This window comes from Chryseobacterium sp. C39-AII1, from assembly GCF_039672645.1.
In the GTDB taxonomy this organism is placed as follows: domain Bacteria; phylum Bacteroidota; class Bacteroidia; order Flavobacteriales; family Weeksellaceae; genus Chryseobacterium.
In genome coordinates, this window is the sequence record NZ_JBDFPQ010000003.1 from 341755 (window position 1) to 367295 (window position 25541).

A 25541-nucleotide genomic window follows, 5' to 3' on the forward strand; every position below is an offset into this window, starting at 1 on the left:
GGATGCTTTTTTGTTACTTAAACTTTCTGTCTTCTTCTTTTATCGCCAAATCATTAATACTTGCAAATCTTTTTCTCATTAAACCATTTTCATCAAACTCCCAGTTTTCGTTTCCATACGCTCGAAACCAGTTCCCTTCTTTGGTTTCATATTCGTATTCAAAACGCACAGCAATACGATTTTCAGTGTGTGCCCAATATTCTTTTTTAAGCTTGTAATTCAATTCTCTGTCCCATTTGCCACTGAGAAATTTCACAATCTCTTCTCTGCCGTTAACGAATTGATCTCTGTTCCTCCATTCGCTGTCGATGGTATAAGCTTTGGCAATTCTTTCGGGATCTTGGCTGTTCCATGCATCTTCTGCAAGTTGAACTTTTTCTAAAGCCGTTTCTAAGGTAAACGGTGGAAGTGGATGTTTTTGTTCCATTTTAAGTTAAATTAAATTGATAATTATTTTTTTTGATTTTTCTATTAATTCATTCGATTTGAAAAGCTGACTTTCGATGATACTGCTTTCGAATAATAAATAAATATGATCCGAAATATTTTCATCTTTTACCAATGCTGAAAAATAATTCCTCAGATCTATTTTATGATTTTGAATAACATTTAAAATCTTCACATTATCCATCGGGATCTCTGATAAAATATTCAGAAAACTACAGCCTCTGAAATTTTCTTTTTCATTCATGTAGATTAAAAAATCGAAAGAAGAAATGATTTTAGACTTTATATCATTTTCCTTTGAAGTGAATTGGTGTAATTCATTAAACCAATACTCATGTCTTACGTTTAAAAATTCCACACAAAGGTCTTCTTTAGACTTAAAATACTGGTAAAAGCTCGCTTTCGCAACCTTAGCCTCCGCAATAATTTGGTTAATTCCTGTGGAGTTATAGCCTTGACGAGCAAACAGGTGGAAGGTAGTTGTGATAATTCTTTCTTTTGGTGATGACATAATTTATTTTTAATAATACAAAGATAAAATAAAAACACTGAAATATACAGACTAGTCTGTCTATTAATATTATGAAGAAATATCTATAATTAAATCTAAAAATGAAAAATTTTTATTCACTTTTGGTAAAAAGAAAACTCAAGTAGAAACAAAAAAAGCGGGTTAAAGCCCGCTCATATTGAAAATATAATTTATTTAATTTTAAAAGTGTTATCTAAAAAACTTCCACTTCGGAATAATCGCTAACATTCCAAATCCTGTGAAAAGAAAAAGGTTGGTAACATCCGTATAAAGGAAAGTTGAAAGATAATAGCTGTGCATAAAGAAATGCAATACCAAAAGAGCTGGAAAAGAAAATATGCCTATTTTTCTGTAGAAAAACATTAAGATCAGACTAATCATCATTAACGCATCCACCGAAAAAATAATATAAAAATACCATCTTGGGATGTTTAGAAAATCGTGCTGAAGATATTCATCCACATCTATTCCCAATCCCATGATCGTAAACAGCATCAACGCTGCGAAAGCGCCTATAAATCCCCATCCTTTCTTAGGATTTTCATCAAAATAACTGTACTCTTCCATAACTACAAAAATAAAGAACTTATGAGAGATTTCATAAGTTCTTTTATATAATTCGTTTAAAATTTGAATTAAATAGAAATAGCGTTAATCAGTCTGTTTTTATCGCTTAAGTACTCTTCCATAGAAATCATACTTTCAGTTCTCATTACATCCTGAATATCATCTATTTGATAGATAATTCTTTTAGCATCTTCCGTATTTTTAGCTCTTACTTTACAGAAAATATTGTATTTTCCGGAAATTACGCTAGCCTCAATTACGTTAGGAATACTTGTAAGCTCTTTCAAAACCTCTTGCGTACGGTTTGATTTTGTTAAAAGGATTCCTATGAAAGCTGTAAAATGGTAATCTAACTTACCATAATCGATATTAAGAGATGATCCCAAAATAATACCTGCATCTTCCATTTTCTTTACTCTTACGTGAATTGTTCCGGCAGATACATCCATCTGCTTTGCAATCTCAGTAAAAGGCATTCTTGTGTTTTCTACTAAGAAATCAAGAATCTTCTTGTCTATTTCGTCCAGTTGATAGTTCATATTAGTTAAATTACAATTTTCTTAAAAAATATAAGTATTTTTTGCAAATTTATAAAAAATAATTTAACTAAAAAAGATATATCAAATATTAACAATAATTAACACAGATGATAAAAATCATTAAAATATTCTGATTATTTACCCTCGGATTTTGTAGAATCTGTTTTTATTTCACTTTTCGGTTCTGGCTTTTTTTTGTCTTTCTTCTTCTTAAATAAAGAATTAAAGCTCTTCGTCCACACGATACCCCCGCCATACGCCTGATTTGCAGAACCGTTTGTTCCGGCTCCGGCAAGCCCCATTCCAATATTGCTTGGTTTAGAATATCCTCTTAAAACCAGTCCGCCGTCATTTTTCTTAGAAACATCGTATTCTATGGAGCCTTCTCCGGAAAGATAATTGGTTTCCGTAGCGTCGGTTTTCGTTAAAGGAATCCCAAGACCTGTTTTCACTTTAATTCTGGGAGAAACCGCCACACTAATCCCCGCATTGGCTCTGTCACCTGTATTTGAATATTGATCTCCTTTTACATAATTAAGGTCGATCTGGAATTCGTTACTCATTGTATTCAATACAGATCCCAATTGTTTTAGAAGCATATTATACCCTGATGATTCAGCCACACCAGCAACGTCTACGTCTACTCCACCCGTATTGGAAACGTTGAAGCTGTTCAGCAACAAAATAGAACCGAATTGAAGTACCTTTTCACCTTCCTGACTCATTTTAGCAGCCAGCGTTTCCTTCACCTGACTTGAAACATCCATCGCGGTAACATTCAGATCAATCTTAGGATCAACCAATGATTGCGTAATATTGGCCTGTAATAAAATACTGATCGGCTGCAGGCTTCCCATGTTCAGATACTGACCTGCATTGGAAACCATTCTTACATAATTGGCTTTAATATCAAGAGCCGGCTTCATGGCATCACCATCCCAACGAATACTACTTCCTTTATCTATCTGGAAGGTTTTGTTAAGAATCGCTTTAGAAACAAATGTTCCGTTATCTACTTTATAGGTTCCACCCATTCCGATATTACCTTGGCGGCTCATTACAAAACGTAAATCATCCGCAACACCTTTTACGGTAATATTCCCGACATCATCACCAATCAAAACATTTACGGTAGTTCCTTTATCAACATCCAGATTAAAGTCGATATTCATATTGGCTCCCGTTTTCTTCTTTTCCTCAAGTGTTACCAAACCGTCTTTTCCTTCTTTCAGGAACCTCAGCATTTTAAATTCTTCAACATTCGATGTCGATCCTGAATTGAAAGTAAATGTACTTCCATTCAACGCTTTCATATTCGGAGTTGAAATATTCAATCCTGAAACCGGGCCATCCACATACAAATCTCCCTGACCGTAAACCCTTCCCCAGAATAGATCAGAATCTTTTTGAGTGGTATTCAACATTAATAAATTATCAGCTCTCATCACAAGGTTGACACCCATTGATGAAAGCGTTTCAAACTGAATCGCCCCGGAAATATTTCCTTTAGAATTAGATCTTCCGTCGTGAACTTCAATATTGTTAAGAATCGCTAATCCTTTTGATAAAGGAACCACTGTATCATCAAACGAATAATCAACTCCGGTAAACAACAGTTTTAATCCAAAACCTTTTAAACCAATATCTCCACTATAATCAAGGTCGTTGAATTTTCCGGCAATTTTAAGATCTCCGGTGGCTTTTCCGCGCAGATTTCCAAAAATGGACTGTACGAACTGTTGCGTAAACGCCAAATCAAAATCGCGCATTTCTGCGGTAAGATCAATAGTTGGCGTGGCTGTATTATTATTTACAGTTCCGGTTAAGTTTAAGCTATTATTACCTAAAACACCTGCCGAACTTACTTTTACATCAATATCATAAACATTAAGGGAGAAACCGTTGGTTGCAGAAATGGTAATGTCTCCCATATCGTTTCCGTTCATCATGATATCGTCAATCGTCATATCTACCAAAGGTTGCAACGTGTTTTTATCCATTCGGATTTTCACACTTCCGTTAGCTAAACCTTTAATATTCATTGAATTTCCCCCAGACTGCATTTCCAGAAGTTTCTCTATCGCAAAATTGTCGATATCGGCTTCCACATAAAAATCCTTGGCAGATTTAAACTGAGCATCTTTTATAAGCAACGCACTATTATCAGAATATATTCGAAGGTTCTGAATATCAAAATCTGCTGTTTTTTTACGATAGGTAATAGAATGATTCAGCGCCGGACTTGTATCAACAGCCCAGGTAACATTGTTGAACTTCACTTCGGTAGGTTCAAACCTGAAAACATAATCCCCAATTTCATTGGTCGACTGATCTACATTTATTGCATACGCTTTTAATTTATCTTCAATCTCATCTTCAGGGCTTCCGTGTTTAAAGGTAGTCGATAAATGCAAAGTGGAATTATCTTCATTTTTACCGCTTAACACAAGATCTTTGATAATATTTTTATTGTACTGAAGTCTGCTTACTTTAGCATACAGCTGCTCGCTTAGATTTGCGGTATTGATTCTCACCACAACGCTGTCTACCATCGCACTGTCTTTGCGGATGTTCTCTCTGTCATTGAGTTTATAATCAGGATTGGCAGCAGCCAGTGCTTTATCTGCTTCGGTGATTTCCTCAGTTTTGGTCATCATATATTTCAATGAAGCCGCATCAAGATTCAGAATCAGATTATTAGAATTTCCGTCATATTCTCCTTCTACTTTTGCTCCTTGCGGAATTCTTAGATCAGGTAGGAAATAATTAACCAAACCTTGCTGTACATCAAAGCCCATTGTAAAGTTTTGTCCTCGATATAACTTTCTCGGCGGTGGACCCACTAGGATTTTCCCTAAACCGTTTTCTACCATTCCCGCTAAATCAGCAAGATTATATCGACCGGAAATTTTTCCGTTAGCAGCTCCTGGCGCATCTACATCAATTACACGGTTTCCTCCTTCCACAAAAGTTTTTAGCTTGGCACTCGGAATATTATATTTTTGAGTAGCTGTTGCAAAATTCAAACTATTTGCCTCCACATCTAACGTCAGATCATTTACAGAAGACATCGACATCTTACCAACCACTTTTCCGCTCACGATTTGATTTCCGGGCTTGTTGGTAAAATAATTCATGTTTAAATAACTCACATCTGCATCTACATTCATAGCTACACGTGAGGTACTGAAATCAATTAAACCTTTTATGGTTGCTTTTGCCTGTTCGTCATTAATGGTAATCAATCCGTTATATTTTTTATGATCGAGTAAACCATCCAGATAAAGATTGTTAATTTCTTTATCCATGATTTCAATGCTGGTGATCTGAGACTTGGTAGTCAGTTTCATTGTATTCACATCGAAACTTTGCCCGTTGATATCAAATCTTCCCGAAATAAGACCCACCGTTTTATTTTTGGTAATAACCGAAGTATTCAGATCCTTCACTTCCGCAAGTCCAGAAAATTTCGGCACTGCCGTGCTGTAATCCGAAAGAGAAAATTTAGTAATTTTTGCCTGTCCGATCCCTGTTAATAAATTTCCGCTTGCCACATACACCTGTTCAGGAGTTACTCTTGCTGCCCCGTTATATTTCAATTTACCAAAATCATCCGCAAAATTTTTCATTTTGGTAGAAATAAACTTCGGCATCATCGCTTTTAGATCTTTATAGGTAAAATCTGCAGAAAGATCATTTGTTTCAATTAAAAAATTACCCTTCAGTAAATTATTGACCTTCATTGTTTTGGTAGCAACATTTACACTAGGATTACTGATATGGAAATTTTCGAGATTAAATTTATTTAAAGGCCCCGTCATTGTTCCGGAGACATTAAAAGGAATAAAATTATCCCAATTGGTCACGAAATAACTGATATCATAACCGCTCAACTGGCTTCCCTGCTCAAGATTCATGTCCCAACGAACACGATCTGCAAACTCAGACCAGGAACCATCATGAAGATTAAATTTTATATCACCCTGCAACAGCGAATGATCTGTATTTAACGTTAAATCTTTAAGCGAAAGAAAATCCGGCGTCAGAGATAATTCCGTAGAAAAGGTATCTACAAAATGAGATTTTCCCCATCTTTTAGTGACGAAGGACATATTATTGATGATCGCAGAAATATTGGCTCCGTTTACTTTTACATTGGGAGCTTTAAGATTAAAGTTGGTTGCTGTAAGCCATTTTCCTTTATCTCCCGGAGAATTTAAATTAACAATAGAAACTTTAGAATCTAAGATCTGTAATCTTGAATTTAACTGAAATGGCGGCTTGCTGGGGTCTCTTTTTTTCCCGCTGTCGAATAACTGGGTAAAACGTATAAAGTTTGAAATACTGTCGCCCTTGTAGGTAATAACTTTTACGTCGGCGTTTTTTAAGGTTAAAGAATTAAAGCTTAAAGAATTATTTTTTCCGATGTTCGTTGCTAAAGAAAACCAGTCGGAATTGGCGATAAATTCTTTAGCTGTAATAAAATCGAGCCCTTTATTATCTTTTATTTTTAAACCTTTGATCTTTACATTTCCGAAAAAATTAACTTCAACACTTTCGGTAGACATTTGTGCCTTAAAATCTCGGTTAACCAATTGCAAAGCCTGATCTGCCGCCCATTGTTTCGTGATCGGAAGATTGATAATAATAACAATAGCCGTGATAAGTCCAAACCCAAGCCAGAAAAGAATCAGCAACAATTTTGCCCACCAAGAATAGCTGGTAACATCTTTTATCGCCTGTTTCCCAAACTCTTCAGCTGTTTCCACGGGATGGCGAATGGCATCTGATGCCAGCTCAGACGCTTCTTTAACTGTCTCCTTTACAACATCTTCAGCATTTTCTACAGCCTTATGTACCTGATCACCTAAGTTGCCAGCTACTGATTTTTTGTTCTCATTCTCGTTATTATTCTCTAACTTTGCCATTATTATGAGCGACTCTATAATTTTAGGTATTGAATCGTCCTGCGACGATACATCAGCAGCTATCATCAAGGGAAATTCTATTCTTTCGAATATCGCTGCGACTCAGGCAATCCATAAAGAATATGGCGGTGTAGTTCCTGAACTGGCATCGCGCGCACATCAGCAGAATATCATCCCCGTTGTTGAAAAATCTTTAACCAAAGCAAATATACAACAAAATGCAATTTCTGCTATAGGATTTACACGTGGCCCCGGACTTTTAGGTTCGCTTCTTGTAGGAACCTCATTTGCTAAGTCATTGGCAATGAGTTTAGATGTTCCGTTAATTGAAGTAAACCACCTCCAGGCGCACATTTTAGCACATTTCATTGAGGATGCAAATCCTATGCCGCCCAAATTTCCGTTTTTATGTCTTACGGTAAGTGGTGGGCACACGATGATTGTTTTGGTGAAAGATTATTTTGATATGGAAATCATTGGAAAAACCACTGATGATGCGGCCGGAGAAGCATTCGATAAGATCGGAAAAATCTTCGATTTAGATTATCCAGCAGGTCCGATTATCGACAGACTGGCAAAAGAAGGAAATCCTGATGCCTTTAAATTTAATAAACCAAAATTAGAGAATTATGATTATTCTTTCAGCGGAATCAAGACTTCTGTATTATATTTTATACAAAAAGAAGTTAAAAGAGACCCTGATTTTATTAAAAATAATTTAATTGATCTTTGTGCTTCTGTACAGAAAACCATTATCGAAATTTTGATGACTAAACTGGAAAAAGCGGCAAAAGATTTAAATATAAAAGAAGTTGCCATTGCCGGTGGTGTTTCTGCCAATTCTGAATTGCGAAAAGTAATGCAGAACAATCACGAAAAATTGGGCTGGAACATCTATATTCCTAAGTTTGAATATACAACCGACAATGCCGCAATGATTGCCATGGTGGCACAATTGAAATTTGAGAGAGGCGAATTTACTGATTTGAGAACCTCTGCCACGTCAAAATACGATTTATGAGAATACTGTTAGAAGAAAAAATACTCGAAAAGCATTCTAAAAAGAATTCAAAATATTATTGGGTTTTAGAAACCATAATAGGGAAAAACGAAGTTAATGAAGAATTTGACGGAGATTTCGGCATGATCGGCTCAGAAACAGGATTTATTCAGAATATCAAAGAAGAAATTATTGAAAAAATAAACTCAGAGAACGTTTTTAGTTTTGAATATGAACCAAAAGAAGGTGATTATTTATCGATTAAAAATAATTTAAGAAAAAAAGAATACCTGAATCTTATTTTCCTAAATAATCTTTGGGTTGAAGAAATTTATGCGTGTACTTATCGTGATTGCGAGGGTGATATTTACACGACGATAAAAACGGGAGTGGCATTTTTAAGCGATAATGAAATTTACTTTTAAGAATTCTTTTAAATAAAATTCAGGCAGATTCTAAATATTTTACCTATGAAACTTTTTTTTGGAGAAATAAATAACGGAAAAGCAATCATCAACGATGAAGAGCAACAACACATTGTAAAAGTTCTTCGAATGAAAAATGGCGAGGAAATTCATGTAACGGACGGAAAGGGAAATCTGGCTTCCGGAACATTAATGATTGAAGGAAAAAAGGCCAATATTGAAGTTTCTGAAATAAAGACAGATTTACCAAATTTCAGTTCAAAACTTCATATTGCGATTGCTCCGACTAAAAATATTGACCGTATTGAGTTTTTTGTAGAAAAAGCCGTGGAAATGGGAATTTCAGAAATTACCATTCTGCAAACCGAAAAAACAGAAAGGAAAAATATCAACATCGATAAACTGAAAAAACAAGCTATTGCTGCTTCAAAGCAAAGTTTGAGATTTCATTTTCCTGTTATTAATGATATTATTAAAATTCAGGATTTTCTGAAGAAAACTAATCCGGAAACAACTTTTGTGGCGCATTGTCATGAGAATTTAGAAAGAATTGATTTGAAAGAAATTCCAACATTGGAAAATATAACTTTCTTTATTGGTCCTGAAGGAGATTTTTCGGAAAAAGAAATTTCGTTTTTGGCTGAAAATAATGTAAAAGCAGTTTCATTAGGAAATCAAAGATTACGAACGGAAACGGCAGGAATCTTTGTCGCAGCGTGGAATTATTACAATTTGATATAAAAACAAGGAGACTTAATAACAGTCTCCTTTTTCATTATTTCCAATCAATATTATTTTCTCTCAGATATTTTTCAAAAATCTGCTGTCCGCTTCTCATTGAATTAACCGCCCAAAGAATTTTCATTCTTAACAGCTTTTCTTCATTCAATTTATAATCAATACCTGATTTTATCAATTTCTGTTTCAGTTCATACATACAGATCGAAGCCGCCACCGAAACATTAAAACTTCTCGTAAAACCATACATCGGAATCGCTAACGTCTCGTCTGCAAACTCAAGAATTTCTTTAGAAACCCCTTCCATTTCAGTTCCAAAAACTAAGGCAATAGGTTCGGTAATTTCGTATTCGGGAAGCATTTTCGCATTATTTTCCAACGAAACAGCTACAATTTTGTATCCTCGGTCTTTTATTTTCTGAAAAGATTCCATATTTCGGGGAAGTTTTTCTACCTCAACCCAAGTATCGGCACCTTTTGTTACGCGAAGATTGGGTTCAAAACTATACTCTTCCTGCAAAGCCACTACTTTATGAAACGCACAAGCTTCCGTCGAACGCACAATAGCTGCTGCATTTCTGAACTGATACACATCTTCTACCACCGGAAGCACAAAATCTGAACTTTCCTGAGAAAAATGATCTATTTTCTGTAATCTTTCTTCGGTTAAAAACTGTTTTAAATATTCAAACGTCTGTTCTAAATCTTTCTGCATTTAGTTATTTTTTTCAATAGCTGAATGAAACATTTCTGGGAATGACTTAATTTTTAGACAATTTTGCCATTAGCGTTTCATTCATTTTCAAATCTTTGCAAATTAACGTAATTTTGAAATTCTGAACCTGAAAGAAATTCAAATTCTTTAATAAAAGTAAAAAATGAAACGTAAAGTCCTGCTTATTTATACTGGTGGAACCATTGGTATGGAAAAAGATTATGAAACCGGAAGCCTCCGCGCCTTTGATTTTGGAAATATTTTTGAGAAAATGCCCGAAATGAAACTGATGGAATGTGAAGTTTTCGTTCATCCTTTTGAAAAGCCGCTGGATTCTTCAGACATGGGACCTGAGGAATGGAAAGTGATTGCTCATTACATTCATAAAAATTATCAGAAATATGACGGATTTTTGATTCTTCACGGAACAGACACCATGTCATATACTGCATCTGCATTAAGTTTCATGCTAAAAGGTTTGACTAAACCCGTTATTTTGACAGGTTCACAACTTCCTATTGGAGATTTAAGAACGGACGCAAAAGAAAATCTGTTAACGAGTTTGTATTACGCCAGTCTGTATGAGCAAAATGATGCGGTTATTCAGGAAGTTGCGATTTATTTTGAATATAAATTATTGAGGGGAAACCGCACTCTGAAATATTCTGCGGAATATTTTGATGCCTATTCAAGTCCGAACTATCCTATTCTTGGGCAATCGGGAGTTCATTTAAATATTATTAAAGATAATTTGCATCGTTGTGATCCTAGAATTGAATTTCATGTAGACGATCATATTTCGGAAGATATTATTTTCTGGAGAATTTTCCCTGGAATGAATCTGAATCATTTTAAAGAAATTCCGACAATGAAAGTTCTTATTCTTCAGGTTTTCGGTTCAGGAACGATTTTCAGCAGTGAAAAAACGGTAGAGACGCTTCAGCAAATCCGAAATAACGGAACGGAAATCGTGGTGGTAAGTCAGTGTATTTCAGGAGGTATTTCGTTTGGAAAATATGAAAACAGTAATATTTTTTCAAGAATCGGCGCCATCAGCGGAACAGATATTACTGCGGAAAGCGCGATCACCAAAGCCATGCACTTAATCGACAACCCGAATTACCACGGAAGCTTCGCCGATAACTTTGCCAGAAGCCTTTGTGGAGAAATTTCTGAGTAATTGAATTTATTATTTGCAGATTCGGGAAAATACTCTATTTTTGCAGTCTCGAATAAAGAGAGGTGTCCGAGTGGTTGAAGGAGCTACCCTGGAAAGGTAGTATACGGGTAACTGTATCGAGGGTTCGAATCCCTTCCTCTCTGCAAATCAAAGTCTTACAAATTATTTTGTAAGACTTTTTTATTTGAGAATATTATTACCTTTATTCTTAAAATGCATTCGATGAAAAATTTTTACCTGTTATTAATTTTTTGTACAGTTTTATTACTCTGCTATATTGCGATATACTATGTAAACAAAACTTCAGATCAAAAAATAAAGCAATCTCAAATTGATTATTTGCTTAAAAATGGACTCCATTAAAAATAGATTTGATAAATTCAATAATAAAGATAAAAGAAAAGCAAACTTCTAATCCAACTAATTTTCAAGATTTTATTAATCTTTTTGTTCCTTTTTATGTGATAAAAAATGCTTTTTTCTACAATCCTAAAAATATTGTTACTTTCATAAAGTTAAAATACCAAGTAAATGGAATTCAATATGATAAAGAAATAACATTACCTTATACTGTAGAAAGTGTGATGATATATTTTAAAATGCAGGAATCTACAGTTCTCTATTATGATGAATCATATCCTGAGAATAGTTTGATCGATTTGAACTTTATTTAATAGATAAATTATTTTTTAAGGAATATAGAATCTTCGTGATACAAATCATTTTTATTACCATATGTTTCTATAGTATCTGTGACATATCCTTCCTTCTTTAAAAGGATTAAGTTTGCTAATTTATGGCTCTCCATTCCTAATTTCAATTTCGTCACTTCTTGTACCTTAAAATTTCCATTTATTGATGTTCTTGCTATTATTTGTTCTTCATCATTTATTAATTGACATACTTCAACATTATTAATGGGTTTCTTAGTATCAAAGTCATATACATAGCAATTCATTCCTATTCTCTTAGTATCTTTAACACAGGATAGGGAAATATTCACTACGAATAAATAAAAGATTGTTTTAATCATTTTAGTTTAGTTTTGTTAACCATATTAAGCCTAAAACATCTCTTTCTGCTATAACCATTCTCATTTTATCTTTTAAAGTAACTTCTTAATTATAAATTACTCAGGAATAGAATCTTTTTCTATACTTTTTAAATCTTCAAAATAAACTATGCCTAAATCAATTGTATCTTTTTTATTATAATCCTCTTTATTATAATATTTTTTCACGTTGATGTATTTATAAGTTTGATCCTTTTTCAAAAAGAAAACTTGTTGAACAATAGGCGCATATTTTCTAACATTGGAATGACTGTTTTCAAACCAACCAAACACCAAAAACCTACCTTTTTCATCTGTTTTGATTGTATCAAAATTATTAATAGCAAATTTACTTACGAAAAATTCTACTCCGTTTATTGGCTTTTTATCTACTTTGGAATAAACTCTACCTTTTACATTCGGCATTACAATATATTCTCTAGTGCATCCGAGAAAGCAGATAATTGTAAAAAAATATAGTAGCAGTTTCATAATATTATTTCAATTTTCGATACTCATCAATACATTTATGAAGAGTAACAGTATCAGGAGTTTTAAAAATGAAAAACAATCCTTCAAAATCATCATATTTTGGTCTATAGCTAGAAGTGCCAATATTTGTGGGAATACTATCTAATTGATAACCTTTTTTATTAAAAACAAGCATTTTTATTTCTGTTTGGACATGCAAAATATCTATTGACTTATCATTTATTCTAAAATATCCTTTATCGTTTGTATAGGTTATTGAAGGTTTTATATCCTTAACTATAGTTCCCTTCTCCTGATCTACAGTATACATTTTAACCTCAACATTCTTAATGAGTTTTTTATTCTCATCTACCACTATTCCATTATAATAATCAACAATTTCTCTATTCTTACTTTTTATTGTATTTTTTTGACATGAGCTTACAAATAAATTAATACTAAAAATATAGATGAAAATTAATAGCTGTTTTGATAATTTCATACGTTCAATATATTATGATCCCGTTAATTTTAAGAATAGAATCTTTAACCTTATTCTTTAATATAAATATTGTATCACCTTTAAAAAGTTCCTTTTGTTTTTCTCCGTTTTGAATTTGAATACTAGATATAGTGTCCTTATAATATTGTTCTTTATGGAAAATAAAACAATAATAACTTTACAATATTTTAATTTTTTTAAACCACAATAAACTCAAAACATCTTTTTCAGCCGCGGCACGTCTTAAAAAATAATTAGATTCAATATAGAACTTCTAATATTAATTTTTCCTTTTCAAGAAAATTTCTCCGAGATCAATCACATTATTTTTAGATGAGTAAGTTGTATAGTCCACAGTGTCGTTTGCATACCCATCTGCTTTTATAACTATCTTATTTGTTAATGCAGAGCCTTTTGGTTTTTCCATTCCTAAAAAAGTCCAGCTTTCAGAAGATATTTTGGTTAAAATAAATCTTCCTGTACTTTTAGAAGTGGTATAATCTACTGGTTCACTTTATATTGGTACTGTTTCTATTTTTCGCATTTAACAATGGCTTATTAGAATCAAAGCTCAATATAGTACCTCGAATCTCTGGTCGAAATACCCACTCATTGTGACATGAAGTAAGAACGAATAATAAAATCAAGAATATTTTCTTTTTATTCATATTTCATATGCAATTATTCAAACCAACTTTACTTTTCATAAAAAATCATTGTAGCGATATAGAAAAAAATATTGTAAAATAAAAAATGTAGGAACACAAACAATAAGATTGGTAAGGTAATAGTCATCCATTGCGGACAGAGTACCAATAGTAATTAATTGTATTAAAATTATATATATATTTTTTACTTTTGAATTGTATATCAGTAAATAAATAACTGTGACAATACTGTTCGTACCTCCAACTATTCTCGTAATTTTCCTCCTTCCATAACTTAATGCATTTTAGAATTTTCACCACTATTATTATCAAAAGTACCTTTTGTATGAACTTCGTTTTTATTTTCAGATATGATTTTCTTTTCTTTAGATTGATCGGTAACTTCTTTCGCTCTAGATTTTCGTTCCCCCTGTGCCACTTCCATAATATTAGCAGCCATCAAAGAATAATCCGCCACCGCATTCTGAATCATCATACCACCCGCAAAACTACTATGGCTTGTCCCTGCAGTTTCAGAAATATTCATGCCTGCATTAGAAGTAATATTCATTCCGGCAGTTATACTCACATTCTCTACCGCCGAAATATTAATATTCTTCGGCGCCGTAATGTCAATATTTCCATCACCATAGAAAACTGCAATAGTCTGCCCTTTCTGACTTTCCAGGGTCACATCTCCCGTTTCATCATCCATAATCAGACGGTTTCCTATGCGGGAATGAAGCACTTTATAACGATTATCCGCCGTCGCATAACCGCTGACTTCCTTTCCATTATACATCGCTCCCGAAACGTAAGGCTTTTCGGAATTGTTACTTTCAAAATTTACCAAAACTTCATCACCTATTTCATAAATAAAATGAAAACTTTTACTCTTTGAAAAGGTTTTCTAATTTTATAAAGGTGTATTATTTTTCCAAAATAAAGAAAGTAACTAGATTCCTTCTTTAATGCCTTTTTTAGAAAACTTACATTTGTTTCCCTTACCTGTACTTCTCAAATCTTTTTAGTAATTTTTTTTTTGATTCTCTTCCCACAAGTAATTTTCATTAAATTGCTTTAATGTCATAATGATATTACCACTGTACAAATAATTTTGATCAATACCAATTGAAGCTTCCCATTCAGATTTGTTTTTTTGAACCTTCATAACTTTAAATGAATTGATATCGGCTTTTACAACCTCTAATCCTCTCCAGTAAATTTTATTATTAACTTCTAAATAAGCTCCTCCTAGAAGATTATAATTCGAACTACTACCTACCTGAAAAAATCTGGGCTTGGAAGAATTATCATCATATATGTAGACGTAATTTTTGTCTTTAAAATAATTATAAAACGGATTATTCTGATAATAAATATTATTGATCTTTTTTTTCTCTGCTTCTGTACTGGGAATCAAGACAAATGTATTAATATCTATAACATCTTTGAGAGGCAACTCATCATTATTCAAAGTATATACAACCTTAAAAAATACAGTATCATTTTTTGTATAAAAATTTTTGTCATTCGCACTTTTAGAATAATAGGGAGCTTTAAATAATATTTGTCCGTCACCATCCTTTACTAAAAATGTATTATTATAATTTTTATTCTGTCTTTTACAGGAAAAGATGATCACTAAGAAAATTGCATAAAATAATATTTTCCACATAAAAATTTTTCAACGCTATTAAAAGAGGGATTTTAGTAATGAATCTTTTTGCTTATGATTGATAGGAAGGTTCTTTAGTTCTTCTCTATTCATTTTTGATTCGTTCCAATAGAGATTTTTCTTAAATATACCACGATAGAATACTTTATTTGATATAGTATCTTTTAATTTTAAAACAGTAAATTTTTCAGGTAATATGCTATCCATTTTAATACAATTGACACCTCCGAAACTATAGATGCTTCTCATATCTTTAATATAGCTTCCTGGAAGTATTTCAGACTTGACAGGATCCAAATCCATTATAAAATAAGCATCATTATTATTGGTGGTTGATGTATTAAAATATATGTTACTTTTATCTTTATAAATTTTATTTTTTCTTATTTCTGTATATGTACAAGTATCAATAATTTTATTAACGTTGTAATACAAACCTTTTTCTCAGAAAAGATAGAGTCTTGTAATAAAATTCCATTTTCCTTTTTTAGTAGCTTTTCGTCATTATTAGAACTGACAATTACATACGGTGAGCCTAAAACAATATTTCCTTTATATTTATACAAGTTAAATTTAGTAATGTAAATATCCTTTGCTGCTATTTGTTCCCCTTCTCGATTATAATATTTAGGATGAGAACTACCATGACAAGAAAGAATCAAAATACATGATATTAATTTTAATATTTTCTTTGTATTTTCCATATTCCAAATTTTGTAGATGCTGTTTTATCATTTGTTAGTGATGCTGCACCACTCCAATTTTTACTATTGAAGTACCACTACCTAAATTTTTTGCTTCTTCGGGATATTTTTTTTCTATATTAAATTTGAATATATTTCCTTCCTTACTAAAATAGCTACATATCCCGAATCACGTGTAATTTTTTTATGAAGTATACAATCCTTATATGAAAAATGGTCTTTATAAGTATTTTCATTATACTTGAGTACATATATTTATACAACAAAGCATTCATTTCATTTGCTCAAATATTCCCTCTTGGGGATTATATGTAAATATTTTAAGTGGAATCTTATTTATTGGACGGATATTTAAATTTTCATCTTCTATACTTCCTAATAATTCACCTTTAAAAATAGTAATAGTTTCTACGCAGTTTTCTTTAGATTTAGATACTTGTATGTAATTCACTTCTCTTATATTTTCTCCATTTCTTACAAGACTAGGATATTCAAAAATGGTTTTTATTGAATTTTTTAAAGGATTAAATTTTAGTATTTTACAATAACGATTCTCTCCTACACTTCCTCCATTACTATCTTTAATTAATAATCCAATTTCCTTTTTATTGCATTTTACATATATAGAATCAAAACTAAAAAAACGGGATGTTATATTTTTTTCATTGATAATACTTTTTTCTGTTTTTCCGTCAAAGAAAAAGATAGGACTATTATAATCCATTTCATCAAAAAAAAGATAATCAGGAACATTATCATTAGTGAGATTTATTCTAAAAGAGTCTATTGGATAGCCTTTGTTATGCATTAAAAAACTCTTCAATTCAGATAGTTGATTGTTCCCATCTTTTAATGAGGACGTTTTTTTGCTACAAGTAACAAATAGTATTAATAATATTACAGATATAACTTTTTTATAAAACATTGGGATCATATGGTATTGCTTTAACAGGATGAGAAAATTTACTAGGATTTTCTTTAAAATATTTAATAATTTTCTCTAAATGATAAATACATGTAGTTGAATTTATCCTTCTCAGATTAAATCCTTTTAGTTCTACAACTAATTTTTCTTGAACTTTACATTGTTTTTGTAGCCAATAATATTGTCTTGCAGTTTCCCATTGACCATTTATTCCATCATTAATTTGCATATCTGCAACATTATTCCCTTGCCCATGCCAACCAAGATATTTAGTCTTAGGATTTTCGCAGAGAATTTTTTCATCAATAAATTTACAATATTCCTGAGCCTGTTGTCTATCTTCTTTTTTAATATACTCTTCATAAAAAATGCTAACTTTTTTTCCATAACTAGCCGTATTCTTCTTAATTTCTCCTATCTCTTCACCAAATTCTTTGTTTCCTAAACGATACATATGAACTTTATACATAAATTGCTTCTTAAGATAGGCATTAGATCTACTCATACCTTTTTCAAACCCTAAATCATTTACTAAATTAAGATAAATGTACGCTATATCTTCTAATTCTTTGACTCCACCAGATGATTCAACTAAAACTGTAGATTTAAAAATATCTTTCTGCTTGGGTGTAAGATTTAAAGTTTTTGTTGTCTGCATTTTTAACTCATCCTGACAGTCCCCAATTCTTATTCCTCCACAGAATACATGAGATATTCCTCCATCAAAATATAAATCATCATCGTCTGCATAAAATTTAATTAGGCTTACCTTAAAACTGTCAATTTCCATTTCAAAACTGCTTCCATAAGACGTTTTTATTTTTTTTGATTCTGCTTTTTGGTTAGAAGTATTATAAATATCTGCTACTATAATTCCTGTATCATCATCTGCTGTTTTATTCCCTTTTTCTACTTTAAATTTTAATTTAACTTTTGACTTCGTAGAAACTAATCTTACTCTTTGCATTTTCGGAGATCTTTTGTCATTATCAATTCTAACATCTAATTTCCAATAACCATCTTTATCTTTAAACTCATAGTCTTTACTATTGGGAACAATTGAAACTATGGGTATAAAAGCATTCCCAAAATCAATATCTTCAGGATTACTATAGGTTAATCCTCTATCAATCCCTTCCACTTCGAAAAGGTTACAGTTATATTGAATGTCCGAATCAGATAATATCCTGTAATCACCTTCTATTCTCTCTATAAGTTTGCCGCCAATATATGTTTCTTTACTCATAATTAATGATTTTTAGACTTTTCACCGCTATTAATTTTCACTTCTTGCTGAGCCTGCTTAATAATCGTACCATTGCTATTTACCATAACTCCTTTTTCGTTATTAATAATAGTAGATCCTTTTTTTACTTCACTTTCCTTATTTCCAGTGATATATTCCACCATTTTTCCCATCACGTTGGTGATAAAATCTGTTCCTATGGCCACCATACTCATCATTCCAACTCCCACAGATTTGTTCATTCCCACCGTTTCTGTAGAATTCATCCCGACATTGGTATTCATATTTTTTCCAGCAGTAATATTCACATCTTCTCCAGCCATTAAATTAATATTCTTCGGAGCCATGATGTCAATATTTCCGTCACCATAGAAAACCGCAATCGTCTGCCCTTTCTGACTTTCCAGGGTCACATCTCCCGTTTCATCATCCATAATCAGACGGTTTCCGATGCGGGAATGAAGCACTTTATAACGATTATCCGCCGTCGCATAACCGCTGACTTCTTTACCATTATACATCGCTCCAGAAACATAAGGCTTTTCGGCATTGTTACTTTCAAAATTTACCAAAACTTCATCACCTATTTCCGGAATTTTATAATCACCTCTCGATGCTCCCGCATAGGATGTTTTTGTCCTCAACCACGGCGATTTCTCGCCCTTTCTTTCCTGCCATTGAAACTGCACCCTCACCCTTCCCATACCCGAAGGATCGTTATTATCAACCACTCTGGCCGACTGCTCCTCACCAAAAGGAACCGCGTCTGAATCCTGATACGGCGCATTTTCCAAGTCCGGAATTCCCACAAATTCATTATAATATTCATTGCCATCGTGATAATGCTTAAGCTCAATGATGCGGTACGTTTCCATCGGATTATCATTGATATCGATCAGTTTTGCCAAACCTCCTATTTTCAAAAGCGGATCCCGACTTTTCCCTTTAATCATAATTAAATTTTCACGGTTTTCGCGCTCCCTTCTCACCGAATCTTTCAGCTCTCTCGATGTATTATTCGAAATTCCGGTATGATTGTAAAACATTTCGGATCTCTTTTTGTAAACACTTTCCGAAGCATTGATCGCCACCGCCTGAAACGGATTTTCTTTATATTGATGTTGAACAGAATTCGACTGATAATCAATATTTTCACCCACTTGAACATCATACGCCGAATAGCTGAAATTCTGTGGCTTGATATTCATTTGAAACTCAACTTCAATTAAGTTCTTGTTTTCCTCCAAATCCAACATATCCTGCACTTTATTGCCAAATAAAAGCTGCTGGCCGTTGTAATAAAAATATTCACCAAACCTCGTTGCGAGCCTTTTAATAAACTGATAATCTGACTCTTTGTACTGAACCGTGTATGGAAGCGAATACTCCGTATTGGGATGATGCACCAAAATATGGGCTTCATCGGGATATTCCGAAACGATTTCCTTGATGATCTGCTCCAGCGATTTTCCTTCAAAGCTGCGGCATTTTTTTCCACTTTCCATCAGCATTGTCGGCGAATATCCGGTGATATAAAGTTCTCCGTAACCATTCTCTTTTCGGTTTCGAATATTCGCGATAATACCCACAAAAACCTGACGGATATTGCCATACCGATGAATATTGATGGTAATGGTTTTGCCTAAAATATTCTTAGAGTTTTCCATCACATAGCCTTTGAAACTATCCAAAGCATCGTCGGGAACAGTGATCGTGAAGGTGTCATGCTCATTGGTAAACTGGTTCAGCTCAACGGAAAAGGAAGATTTTTCCAGAAACGGCTTTCCGTCCATGCTCAACGTGGTGTAGACAATCGGGTTGGTCGGATCATTCAGAAAATCCTGAAAACTCCGCATCGAAAAATATTTTTTTAGATCATCAGGATGATTCAGCCTCCCAAAATCGGAGTTATAATATTTTTCGCTGTCTTCTTCGTGATTGTTGTTGTTTTCTTCCATAATAATTGTGCTTTTTTGGTTATAAAATTTTAATAATTGATAAAAAGTAAATAGACTTATTTCCACGATTTTTCATGAATAGCTCCATTAACATCGAATTTTCTTGCAATAAGGTGCATTTCAATCTGTAAAGGATCTTCATTATATGCGTGGAAAGTTTCAGTAAAATCAATGCAATAGGCCTTTTCAAAACTAAGTTCCTGAAGTTTACTCATGGCATCGCGTCGGAAAAAAGTAATTTTGCCGTCTTTCGTCTGGCTATGATCAAGCATCCAGCCTAATAATTCGGGATTTCCGGTGCTTTCTATTCTCAGGAAAATTTCGCCACCTTGAGGCATACCCTGTGGTTTTCCTGTCCCGTCAATAGATTGTTTGAAATTATATTTACATTCAATAATGTTATATATTTTACCGTCTAATTCTAATTTTGATAAAAATGACATAGTTTGTGTTTTTTGGAGTTAATAATTAATAGGTAATGAGCAATAAGCAATATTGCGGCTTTACACCGAAGATTGCCTATCACTCATTGAAAGTGGAAACAGGCATTTACCCGTAGCCTATTTCCGGTTTATGAAAACTTTATACCCATTCGTTTTCGTAAGCTCCCGATCCTAATTCAATTTTTCTTGCTGAAATAGTGAAAGCTTCTGTTAAAGGATTTTCTCCCGTAGCATCGAAATTTTCTTTATGCTTTACTAAGTAAGCCTCCGTAAATTTCAATTCTTTCAAGGTAGCATCGTTATCTCTTTTTACGAAAACTACGCTTCCGTCTTTTCTTTCAAAAGAATTGGTCATCCACTCGAAAAGGTCTGTGGCACCCGTTCCTTCTACCACCACATCTATTTTTCCGCCTCTTGTTACGGTAGATGGTCTTCCTGTTGCGTCTGTTTCCTGAAACAAACCGTAGCTGATATTCAAAACGTTATATTCTTTTCCTGCTACTTTTAATTTTGCTTTAAATGACATAATTGTTACTTTTTAATTTAGTTAATTTTCTTTCTATGTTTTTTTAAAAAAAGGTCCGCAAGCCTTTCTAATATTAAAGGTTATGAATTGTATGGAAAGGCTCTTGGACTCACAAACATGAGTTACACCCACTCATTAATATGTTTTGCACTTCCCAACTCGATTTCTTTTGCAGAAAGTACAAAGGTTTCTGTAAGAGGATTTTGGCTGGATGCATCGAAATCTTCCTTATACTTTACAATATAAGCTTCTTTGAATTTCAACTCTTTCAGCGTTGCCTCACTGTCTCTTTTTAAAAATACAACACTTCCGTCTTTTCTCTCGAATGAGTTCGTCATCCATTCAAAAAGATCGGTCTCTCCCGTTCCTTCAACAGTTAAGTGAATTTTCCCTCCTCTTACGACAGAAGAAGGTCTTCCTGTTGGATCTGTTTCCTGTAGCATTCCGAAATCTACAGCGATGATGTTGCGCTCTTTGCCCGCAACTTTGAATTTTGCTTTAAATGACATAATTAAATGTTTTAAGGTTTAAAAAAAATAATATTACCAATAATGGAATATGCCGTAAACACTTACATAAGTGATGTTTATATTAAATTTTACAGATTATTTCTGTTCATATTCAGTTTCCCATTCATTACCGTCTGTTCCTTTATGACCATCCATTTTAATCAGGAAGTTTTTCGCAGGGAAATAAGGCTTCATGTGAATGTCTAAATGAATTTTATCTTTCTGAATAGGATCTTGTTCAAATCTTCTGATCTCGAAGTTTTCAATCAGTTTTCCAGGTCCTGTAATACTGTCTAGAAAACGAACGATTTGGTTCATGATCTCTTTTCTCGTAACGGCTGTGAAGTTTTCGAAAGCTCTCCTGTTTAAGAAATCCATCAAAACTTTCGTTACATAATCGAAAACTCTTACCACAGAATAGGTCTGAAGTCCCAAATTATCTCCGTTGAACAATGTTTTTCCGGAGAACGCCATTACTTTACCATATTCATTTACCATTGGGATCAGTCCAAGGTTTTCAAGATTAGCAATTTCACTTTTCTTAAGGTCGAATCTCACGCCTTCTACTTCGTTGATTCCTCCGAATTTTTTACCTGCCGTTACCTGAGACATCAATGTTTTATAGATTTTACCTGCCAATGCCGCAGAAGGTGGAATAAACAGATCTTCAAGCTCATCAATATCCTCAAATCTTCCTCTGCCTACGAGCCAGTTACAGGTCATCAAAACATTCGATCTGTAAATATCACCTCCGGTAAGGTACGCCTGATCAAACATTTCCATCACATCATCAGGTTCATCAAGATGTTCGAAATCTGTAATCAACATTACCTTGTTTTCATGAGCCATTTTAGCCCATTTTTCAACGACTTTATTAGATCCCAAATACCCCGGAATTACCAAAATTCCGTAATTGCTTTTCAAATCTAATCTATCATAGTTATCAGCCAGTTCAGCATGAATCGTATCAATAAAACGTGTGTTATCAAGATCTTTCAGCTGATCTAAAGTTGAATTTACCACCGTAATATTTTTTACTTTTTCTATTTCTGTATTTTTATAGAAAAGTGCTGCCGTTCTGTAATTTCCCTCCAATTCTTTCGTTACCTCAACTGCTCTGGAAAGGTTTTTAGCCAAAAGATCTTCAGCAGATTTTCTCTGCGTTTCACAGTCTGCCACCATGTCTGTTAAAGAACTGCTCTTATTGATCACATCTGCCCAAAGTTCCAGCGTCTTTTTCAAGGTTTGTCTTTCTTTTTCCTTACTTTTTTCAGTTAAGAAAATTTTTCGTCTAGCTTTCCTATCTGGGTTAATATTTTGAACATTCTCGATAGAAGTTTCAAGCAGGTCAAAACCTCCATAACGAGCTAGTTTTTCAATTAAATCATCAATGCCTAGCTGAACTTGTTTTTTCTGCTCTAGCACAGGAGTTTCAGTAGTTTGCGGAGCCGTTTGTGGCTGTTTGTTATTATTATTCATATTATTTTGTGTTTTAATTATTTATTTTCTTCCAGTTCTTTAATCAAATTTTGCAATGTATCGTAAAGTGCTTTTTTCGCATCCGGATCTTCCAACGCGGCTTTCAAAATTTTGTTTGTTTTCAATTGCTTTACAATTTTTTGATATTGATCTTTCTCCGTCTCAAGACCCAGCAAAAATTTACTTTGTCCTGTAATACCTTTCGTTCCGAAATCACCTAAGTTTTTGAATCTCAGGTTTTCCATTTTCACAGATCCGTTGGCATCTTCAAAATCTACTTTCACTTCTGGCTTAAAGTGTTCGAAAACCCTGTCGATGGTATTCAATCCTTCCACCAATTCAGGTTTTACAGGATCGTTTGCCGTTAATTTCTGTGCTAAAAGCGTTCTGTTTTGAGGGATCTCGAATATCGCCTCACTTGCGTCTAATGGAACTTCATTTCCACCAATTCCTTTGTTTGTTAACATAGTGTTTTTGTTTAAAAATTGTATTAATATTATTAGTGATTTATCACTTTTCAAAAATCCTGTATGGATATATATTGGCTGATGCTTTTTGTAATTTTAAAAGGAAACTTTCTCTCAAAAATTCCCATTCAGATTCTTTTAAATCTTTTTCAGAATTTCGAATAAGAAAAACATCAATCGTTCTACTGAATCCTCCTTTTAATGAAACTTCTTTCTTCGTTCCCTTCTGAACCTGAATATCTTTAATCGTGCTTTTAAAATGGCTCATTCCAAATGCTTTGATATCTGCCACCGTCACAATTCGCCCTCTCGTTAACAAAGAATTTCTGTATTCCAGGATTTTTTCCTGTGCCGAAAGACTTGTTCTTCCGCCAACAGAACCTTTAATCATCACAGCAGTTTTATCCAAGACAGATTTTTCAGAATCTTCCACGGTAAGCACCGTTGCAGGTTTTACGTCATTTCCTTCTTCCGCGAGAGTCAGCCAGTAAGAAATGTTGCATGAAGTTTCCGTTTCCTGAGCATCTGCATCAATAATCAGATAAGGATTATTGGTTTGAGAAAATTTCTTTTCTTTGGCTAATTGATGCAGAGCCGCCACATTTTGATTGATCTGCCTTAGCGTTTTTGTCGCCGAATCTCCTCCAATGCCTGAAAAAGCAGCCGTTTCATCTTTAATTAACTCTAAAAGATACTGCAACAGTTCAGAAGCACTTCGCTGATCGAATCTCGAAACGCCTCCTTTTCTTAAAAAAGCGGTCGTTCCTGTTTTCTCCTGCGAATAATTTTTGATATCAAATCGTTTTCCTAAATCATCACGTACATAATCGAGATCAAGAAAATAATCATCAGACTGAATCGGAATAATATTCAGCCTTCCAAAGACTCTTTTATGAGATTTTACATTATAAGTATTGATTACCGGAATACAATTCAGCGTCACACTTACATTTTCAAGAACTTCACCCACAACAGCTTCGGAAAATTTAAATTTTAGCCAAATAATCTCTTCCTCTTTTGACAGTTCGTTTTCAACAAAATATTTTGTAAAAAGTTCCTCATTCTGAGGTTTTTCCTGATGGCTGATTTTATCTTTTATAGTGAAAAAATTTCCGAAATAATACTGATTCACATCATTATAAATATGTTGTAAATCTGAATAATTTTTCGTGATAATATTATCCAGGTTAATATCTTCCTGATTCACATTATAACCTTCATGAAGCGAAAGCTCTTTATCACCAAGAAATATTTTCGCCTGCTTCAGATAATAGAAAAATAATTCTCTTTGATAATTATTATTGATGTCAATATAAAGCATCAAATTTTTAAGCTCAGTATTTTGCGGACATTTAATTCCTACCCATAATTCTCCTGACGGAATATGATTTTCACTCCTTGCAATTGTATCACTGAAAAAGAAGCTTTCAACCCTGTTCATCATATTTCCATACGCGATATATTCTATCTTAGCCGTCGTTAGTTCTGCTTCAATCGTCGGGCTGAAAAGAATATCTTTATTTGTCGCTTCTGTTGGATTGAAAACATTGTGAATTCTTTTACTCGTCTTGAATTGATTATACACCGATGTTTTTCCTCCATTTTCCAATGGAAAAATCTGAATCAACGATCTTGCCGGAACCACTCCCGAAACCTCTTCCGGAAACATGATTTCAAGAATCCGCTCAATAATTCTGGAACGCGAACTTTCCAGCTCAAAACCTAATTTTTCAAGCTCCGAAGCTGTTGCAGAAAGCAGTAAGCTTACAATGGGATCGAAAGATGTCTCGGCCTCAAGCTCGTTGTATCCCCACATTCGGGCTGCTCTGCGAAGTATTCTGTCTTTTATTCTTTCTTGATTCAT

General features: G+C 33.4%; 26 protein-coding genes and 1 tRNA gene. 6 read left to right on the top strand and 21 right to left on the bottom strand.

Annotated elements, in window-relative coordinates:
• Window positions 1-13: 13 nt before the first annotated feature.
• The 5 genes from ABEG63_RS07230 to ABEG63_RS07250 form a co-directional block, all read right to left on the bottom strand.
• Window positions 14-427, bottom strand: a complete 414-nt coding sequence (locus tag ABEG63_RS07230; protein WP_267404881.1) for a nuclear transport factor 2 family protein — start codon at window positions 425-427, stop codon at window positions 14-16.
• 6 nt (window positions 428-433) lie between these two features.
• Complete coding sequence (locus ABEG63_RS07235; RefSeq protein ID WP_346583959.1) at window positions 434-958, bottom strand: TetR/AcrR family transcriptional regulator; 525 nt, start codon at window positions 956-958, stop codon at window positions 434-436.
• A gap of 210 nt (window positions 959-1168) precedes the next feature.
• The gene (locus tag ABEG63_RS07240) at window positions 1169-1546 is read right to left on the bottom strand and encodes a hypothetical protein (RefSeq protein ID WP_312398353.1); all 378 of its coding nucleotides are present in this window, start codon (window positions 1544-1546) and stop codon (window positions 1169-1171) included.
• Window positions 1547-1614: 68 nt separating this feature from the next.
• Window positions 1615-2085 carry an AsnC family transcriptional regulator gene (locus ABEG63_RS07245; protein ID WP_042723244.1) on the bottom strand — a complete coding sequence of 157 codons (471 nt, stop codon included), beginning with the start codon at window positions 2083-2085 and terminating at the stop codon, window positions 1615-1617.
• 134 nt (window positions 2086-2219) lie between these two features.
• The gene (locus ABEG63_RS07250; protein WP_346583960.1) at window positions 2220-7013 is read right to left on the bottom strand and encodes a translocation/assembly module TamB; all 4794 of its coding nucleotides are present in this window, start codon (window positions 7011-7013) and stop codon (window positions 2220-2222) included.
• 4 nt (window positions 7014-7017) lie between these two features.
• Between ABEG63_RS07250 and tsaD the strand changes: the two genes are divergently transcribed.
• The 3 genes from tsaD to ABEG63_RS07265 are packed head-to-tail and all read left to right on the top strand — an operon-like array spanning window position 7018 to window position 9179.
• The gene (gene tsaD, locus ABEG63_RS07255) at window positions 7018-8034 is read left to right on the top strand and encodes a tRNA (adenosine(37)-N6)-threonylcarbamoyltransferase complex transferase subunit TsaD (protein WP_346583961.1); all 1017 of its coding nucleotides are present in this window, start codon (window positions 7018-7020) and stop codon (window positions 8032-8034) included.
• Window positions 8031-8438, top strand: a complete 408-nt coding sequence (locus ABEG63_RS07260) for a hypothetical protein (RefSeq protein WP_346583962.1) — start codon at window positions 8031-8033, stop codon at window positions 8436-8438. Before tsaD ends, ABEG63_RS07260 begins: the two co-directional genes overlap by 4 nt.
• Window positions 8439-8483: 45 nt before the next feature.
• The gene (locus ABEG63_RS07265; RefSeq protein WP_346583963.1) at window positions 8484-9179 is read left to right on the top strand and encodes an RsmE family RNA methyltransferase; all 696 of its coding nucleotides are present in this window, start codon (window positions 8484-8486) and stop codon (window positions 9177-9179) included.
• Between the two features lie 34 nt (window positions 9180-9213).
• Here the strand turns inward: ABEG63_RS07265 and ABEG63_RS07270 are convergent, their stop codons facing one another.
• Complete coding sequence (locus ABEG63_RS07270) at window positions 9214-9891, bottom strand: RNA methyltransferase (protein ID WP_346583964.1); 678 nt, start codon at window positions 9889-9891, stop codon at window positions 9214-9216.
• Between the two features lie 163 nt (window positions 9892-10054).
• On the opposite strand from ABEG63_RS07270, the gene ABEG63_RS07275 reads away from it, so the two are divergent.
• The 3 genes from ABEG63_RS07275 to ABEG63_RS07285 all read left to right on the top strand — a co-directional run bounded on the left by ABEG63_RS07275 (window position 10055) and on the right by ABEG63_RS07285 (window position 11745).
• On the top strand, window positions 10055-11071 hold the full coding sequence (locus tag ABEG63_RS07275) for an asparaginase (RefSeq protein ID WP_267404873.1): 1017 nt from the start codon (window positions 10055-10057) through the stop codon (window positions 11069-11071).
• A 56-nt stretch (window positions 11072-11127) separates the two neighbouring features.
• Window positions 11128-11214: transfer RNA gene (locus ABEG63_RS07280), tRNA-Ser, on the top strand.
• 228 nt (window positions 11215-11442) lie between these two features.
• Window positions 11443-11745 carry a hypothetical protein gene (locus ABEG63_RS07285; RefSeq protein WP_346583965.1) on the top strand — a complete coding sequence of 101 codons (303 nt, stop codon included), beginning with the start codon at window positions 11443-11445 and terminating at the stop codon, window positions 11743-11745.
• A gap of 8 nt (window positions 11746-11753) precedes the next feature.
• Here the strand turns inward: ABEG63_RS07285 and ABEG63_RS07290 are convergent, their stop codons facing one another.
• The 15 genes from ABEG63_RS07290 to ABEG63_RS07360 form a co-directional block, all read right to left on the bottom strand.
• Window positions 11754-12104: a hypothetical protein gene (locus tag ABEG63_RS07290; RefSeq protein ID WP_346583966.1), complete on the bottom strand. Its 351-nt coding sequence runs from the start codon at window positions 12102-12104 to the stop codon at window positions 11754-11756.
• Window positions 12105-12200: 96 nt separating this feature from the next.
• On the bottom strand, window positions 12201-12548 hold the full coding sequence (locus ABEG63_RS07295; RefSeq protein ID WP_346583967.1) for a hypothetical protein: 348 nt from the start codon (window positions 12546-12548) through the stop codon (window positions 12201-12203).
• A 70-nt stretch (window positions 12549-12618) separates the two neighbouring features.
• Entirely contained in the window at window positions 12619-13095 is a 477-nt protein-coding gene (locus ABEG63_RS07300) for a hypothetical protein (RefSeq protein WP_346583968.1), read from the bottom strand.
• A 942-nt stretch (window positions 13096-14037) separates the two neighbouring features.
• Window positions 14038-14595 carry a hypothetical protein gene (locus ABEG63_RS07305; RefSeq protein WP_346583969.1) on the bottom strand — a complete coding sequence of 186 codons (558 nt, stop codon included), beginning with the start codon at window positions 14593-14595 and terminating at the stop codon, window positions 14038-14040.
• Between the two features lie 174 nt (window positions 14596-14769).
• Entirely contained in the window at window positions 14770-15420 is a 651-nt protein-coding gene (locus ABEG63_RS07310; protein ID WP_346583970.1) for a hypothetical protein, read from the bottom strand.
• 383 nt (window positions 15421-15803) lie between these two features.
• Window positions 15804-16124 (bottom strand): hypothetical protein, encoded by a 321-nt coding sequence (locus ABEG63_RS07315; RefSeq protein ID WP_267404863.1) that lies wholly within the window; start codon window positions 16122-16124, stop codon window positions 15804-15806.
• Window positions 16125-16395: 271 nt separating this feature from the next.
• Window positions 16396-17058, bottom strand: a complete 663-nt coding sequence (locus tag ABEG63_RS07320; protein ID WP_346583971.1) for a hypothetical protein — start codon at window positions 17056-17058, stop codon at window positions 16396-16398.
• Window positions 17039-18295 (bottom strand): hypothetical protein, encoded by a 1257-nt coding sequence (locus ABEG63_RS07325; protein WP_346583972.1) that lies wholly within the window; start codon window positions 18293-18295, stop codon window positions 17039-17041. Before ABEG63_RS07325 ends, ABEG63_RS07320 begins: the two co-directional genes overlap by 20 nt.
• A 2-nt stretch (window positions 18296-18297) precedes the next feature.
• Window positions 18298-20253 carry a type VI secretion system tip protein VgrG gene (vgrG, locus tag ABEG63_RS07330; protein ID WP_346583973.1) on the bottom strand — a complete coding sequence of 652 codons (1956 nt, stop codon included), beginning with the start codon at window positions 20251-20253 and terminating at the stop codon, window positions 18298-18300.
• 56 nt (window positions 20254-20309) lie between these two features.
• Window positions 20310-20696, bottom strand: coding sequence for a type VI secretion system tube protein TssD (gene tssD, locus ABEG63_RS07335; protein ID WP_267403890.1), 387 nt, complete (start codon window positions 20694-20696; stop codon window positions 20310-20312).
• Between the two features lie 139 nt (window positions 20697-20835).
• A complete protein-coding gene (tssD, locus tag ABEG63_RS07340; RefSeq protein WP_267403892.1) occupies window positions 20836-21222 on the bottom strand; it encodes a type VI secretion system tube protein TssD in 387 nt (128 codons plus the stop codon).
• A 122-nt stretch (window positions 21223-21344) separates the two neighbouring features.
• Entirely contained in the window at window positions 21345-21731 is a 387-nt protein-coding gene (gene tssD, locus ABEG63_RS07345) for a type VI secretion system tube protein TssD (RefSeq protein ID WP_267403893.1), read from the bottom strand.
• Between the two features lie 96 nt (window positions 21732-21827).
• A complete protein-coding gene (locus ABEG63_RS07350; RefSeq protein ID WP_346583974.1) occupies window positions 21828-23210 on the bottom strand; it encodes a DUF5458 family protein in 1383 nt (460 codons plus the stop codon).
• 17 nt (window positions 23211-23227) lie between these two features.
• Window positions 23228-23677: a hypothetical protein gene (locus ABEG63_RS07355; RefSeq protein ID WP_267403895.1), complete on the bottom strand. Its 450-nt coding sequence runs from the start codon at window positions 23675-23677 to the stop codon at window positions 23228-23230.
• A 43-nt stretch (window positions 23678-23720) separates the two neighbouring features.
• Entirely contained in the window at window positions 23721-25541 is a 1821-nt protein-coding gene (locus ABEG63_RS07360; RefSeq protein WP_346583975.1) for a type VI secretion system baseplate subunit TssF, read from the bottom strand.

Excerpts from the sequence above, each read along its gene's own strand:
- ABEG63_RS07275 (WP_267404873.1), top strand. The coding sequence starts at position 10,055 with ATGAAACGTAAAGTCCTGCTTATTTATACTGGTGGAACCATTGGTATG.
- ABEG63_RS07310 (WP_346583970.1), bottom strand. The coding sequence starts at position 15,420 with ATGTGGAAAATATTATTTTATGCAATTTTCTTAGTGATCATCTTTTCC.
- tssD (WP_267403893.1), bottom strand. The coding sequence starts at position 21,731 with ATGTCATTTAAAGCAAAATTCAAAGTTGCGGGCAAAGAGCGCAACATC.
- ABEG63_RS07270 (WP_346583964.1), bottom strand. The coding sequence starts at position 9,891 with ATGCAGAAAGATTTAGAACAGACGTTTGAATATTTAAAACAGTTTTTA.
- ABEG63_RS07260 (WP_346583962.1), top strand. The coding sequence starts at position 8,031 with ATGAGAATACTGTTAGAAGAAAAAATACTCGAAAAGCATTCTAAAAAG.
- ABEG63_RS07290 (WP_346583966.1), bottom strand. The coding sequence starts at position 12,104 with ATGATTAAAACAATCTTTTATTTATTCGTAGTGAATATTTCCCTATCC.
- ABEG63_RS07355 (WP_267403895.1), bottom strand. The coding sequence starts at position 23,677 with ATGTTAACAAACAAAGGAATTGGTGGAAATGAAGTTCCATTAGACGCA.
- vgrG (WP_346583973.1), bottom strand. The coding sequence starts at position 20,253 with ATGGAAGAAAACAACAACAATCACGAAGAAGACAGCGAAAAATATTAT.
- tssD (WP_267403890.1), bottom strand. The coding sequence starts at position 20,696 with ATGTCATTTTTATCAAAATTAGAATTAGACGGTAAAATATATAACATT.
- ABEG63_RS07320 (WP_346583971.1), bottom strand. The coding sequence starts at position 17,058 with ATGATCCCAATGTTTTATAAAAAAGTTATATCTGTAATATTATTAATA.
- ABEG63_RS07245 (WP_042723244.1), bottom strand. The coding sequence starts at position 2,085 with ATGAACTATCAACTGGACGAAATAGACAAGAAGATTCTTGATTTCTTA.
- ABEG63_RS07230 (WP_267404881.1), bottom strand. The coding sequence starts at position 427 with ATGGAACAAAAACATCCACTTCCACCGTTTACCTTAGAAACGGCTTTA.
- ABEG63_RS07300 (WP_346583968.1), bottom strand. The coding sequence starts at position 13,095 with ATGAAATTATCAAAACAGCTATTAATTTTCATCTATATTTTTAGTATT.
- tssD (WP_267403892.1), bottom strand. The coding sequence starts at position 21,222 with ATGTCATTTAAAGCAAAATTAAAAGTAGCAGGAAAAGAATATAACGTT.
- ABEG63_RS07360 (WP_346583975.1), bottom strand. The coding sequence starts at position 25,541 with ATGAATCAAGAAAGAATAAAAGACAGAATACTTCGCAGAGCAGCCCGA.
- ABEG63_RS07250 (WP_346583960.1), bottom strand. The coding sequence starts at position 7,013 with ATGGCAAAGTTAGAGAATAATAACGAGAATGAGAACAAAAAATCAGTA.
- ABEG63_RS07315 (WP_267404863.1), bottom strand. The coding sequence starts at position 16,124 with ATGGAAAATACAAAGAAAATATTAAAATTAATATCATGTATTTTGATT.
- ABEG63_RS07325 (WP_346583972.1), bottom strand. The coding sequence starts at position 18,295 with ATGAGTAAAGAAACATATATTGGCGGCAAACTTATAGAGAGAATAGAA.
- ABEG63_RS07265 (WP_346583963.1), top strand. The coding sequence starts at position 8,484 with ATGAAACTTTTTTTTGGAGAAATAAATAACGGAAAAGCAATCATCAAC.
- ABEG63_RS07295 (WP_346583967.1), bottom strand. The coding sequence starts at position 12,548 with ATGCCGAATGTAAAAGGTAGAGTTTATTCCAAAGTAGATAAAAAGCCA.
- tsaD (WP_346583961.1), top strand. The coding sequence starts at position 7,018 with ATGAGCGACTCTATAATTTTAGGTATTGAATCGTCCTGCGACGATACA.
- ABEG63_RS07350 (WP_346583974.1), bottom strand. The coding sequence starts at position 23,210 with ATGAATAATAATAACAAACAGCCACAAACGGCTCCGCAAACTACTGAA.
- ABEG63_RS07240 (WP_312398353.1), bottom strand. The coding sequence starts at position 1,546 with ATGGAAGAGTACAGTTATTTTGATGAAAATCCTAAGAAAGGATGGGGA.
- ABEG63_RS07235 (WP_346583959.1), bottom strand. The coding sequence starts at position 958 with ATGTCATCACCAAAAGAAAGAATTATCACAACTACCTTCCACCTGTTT.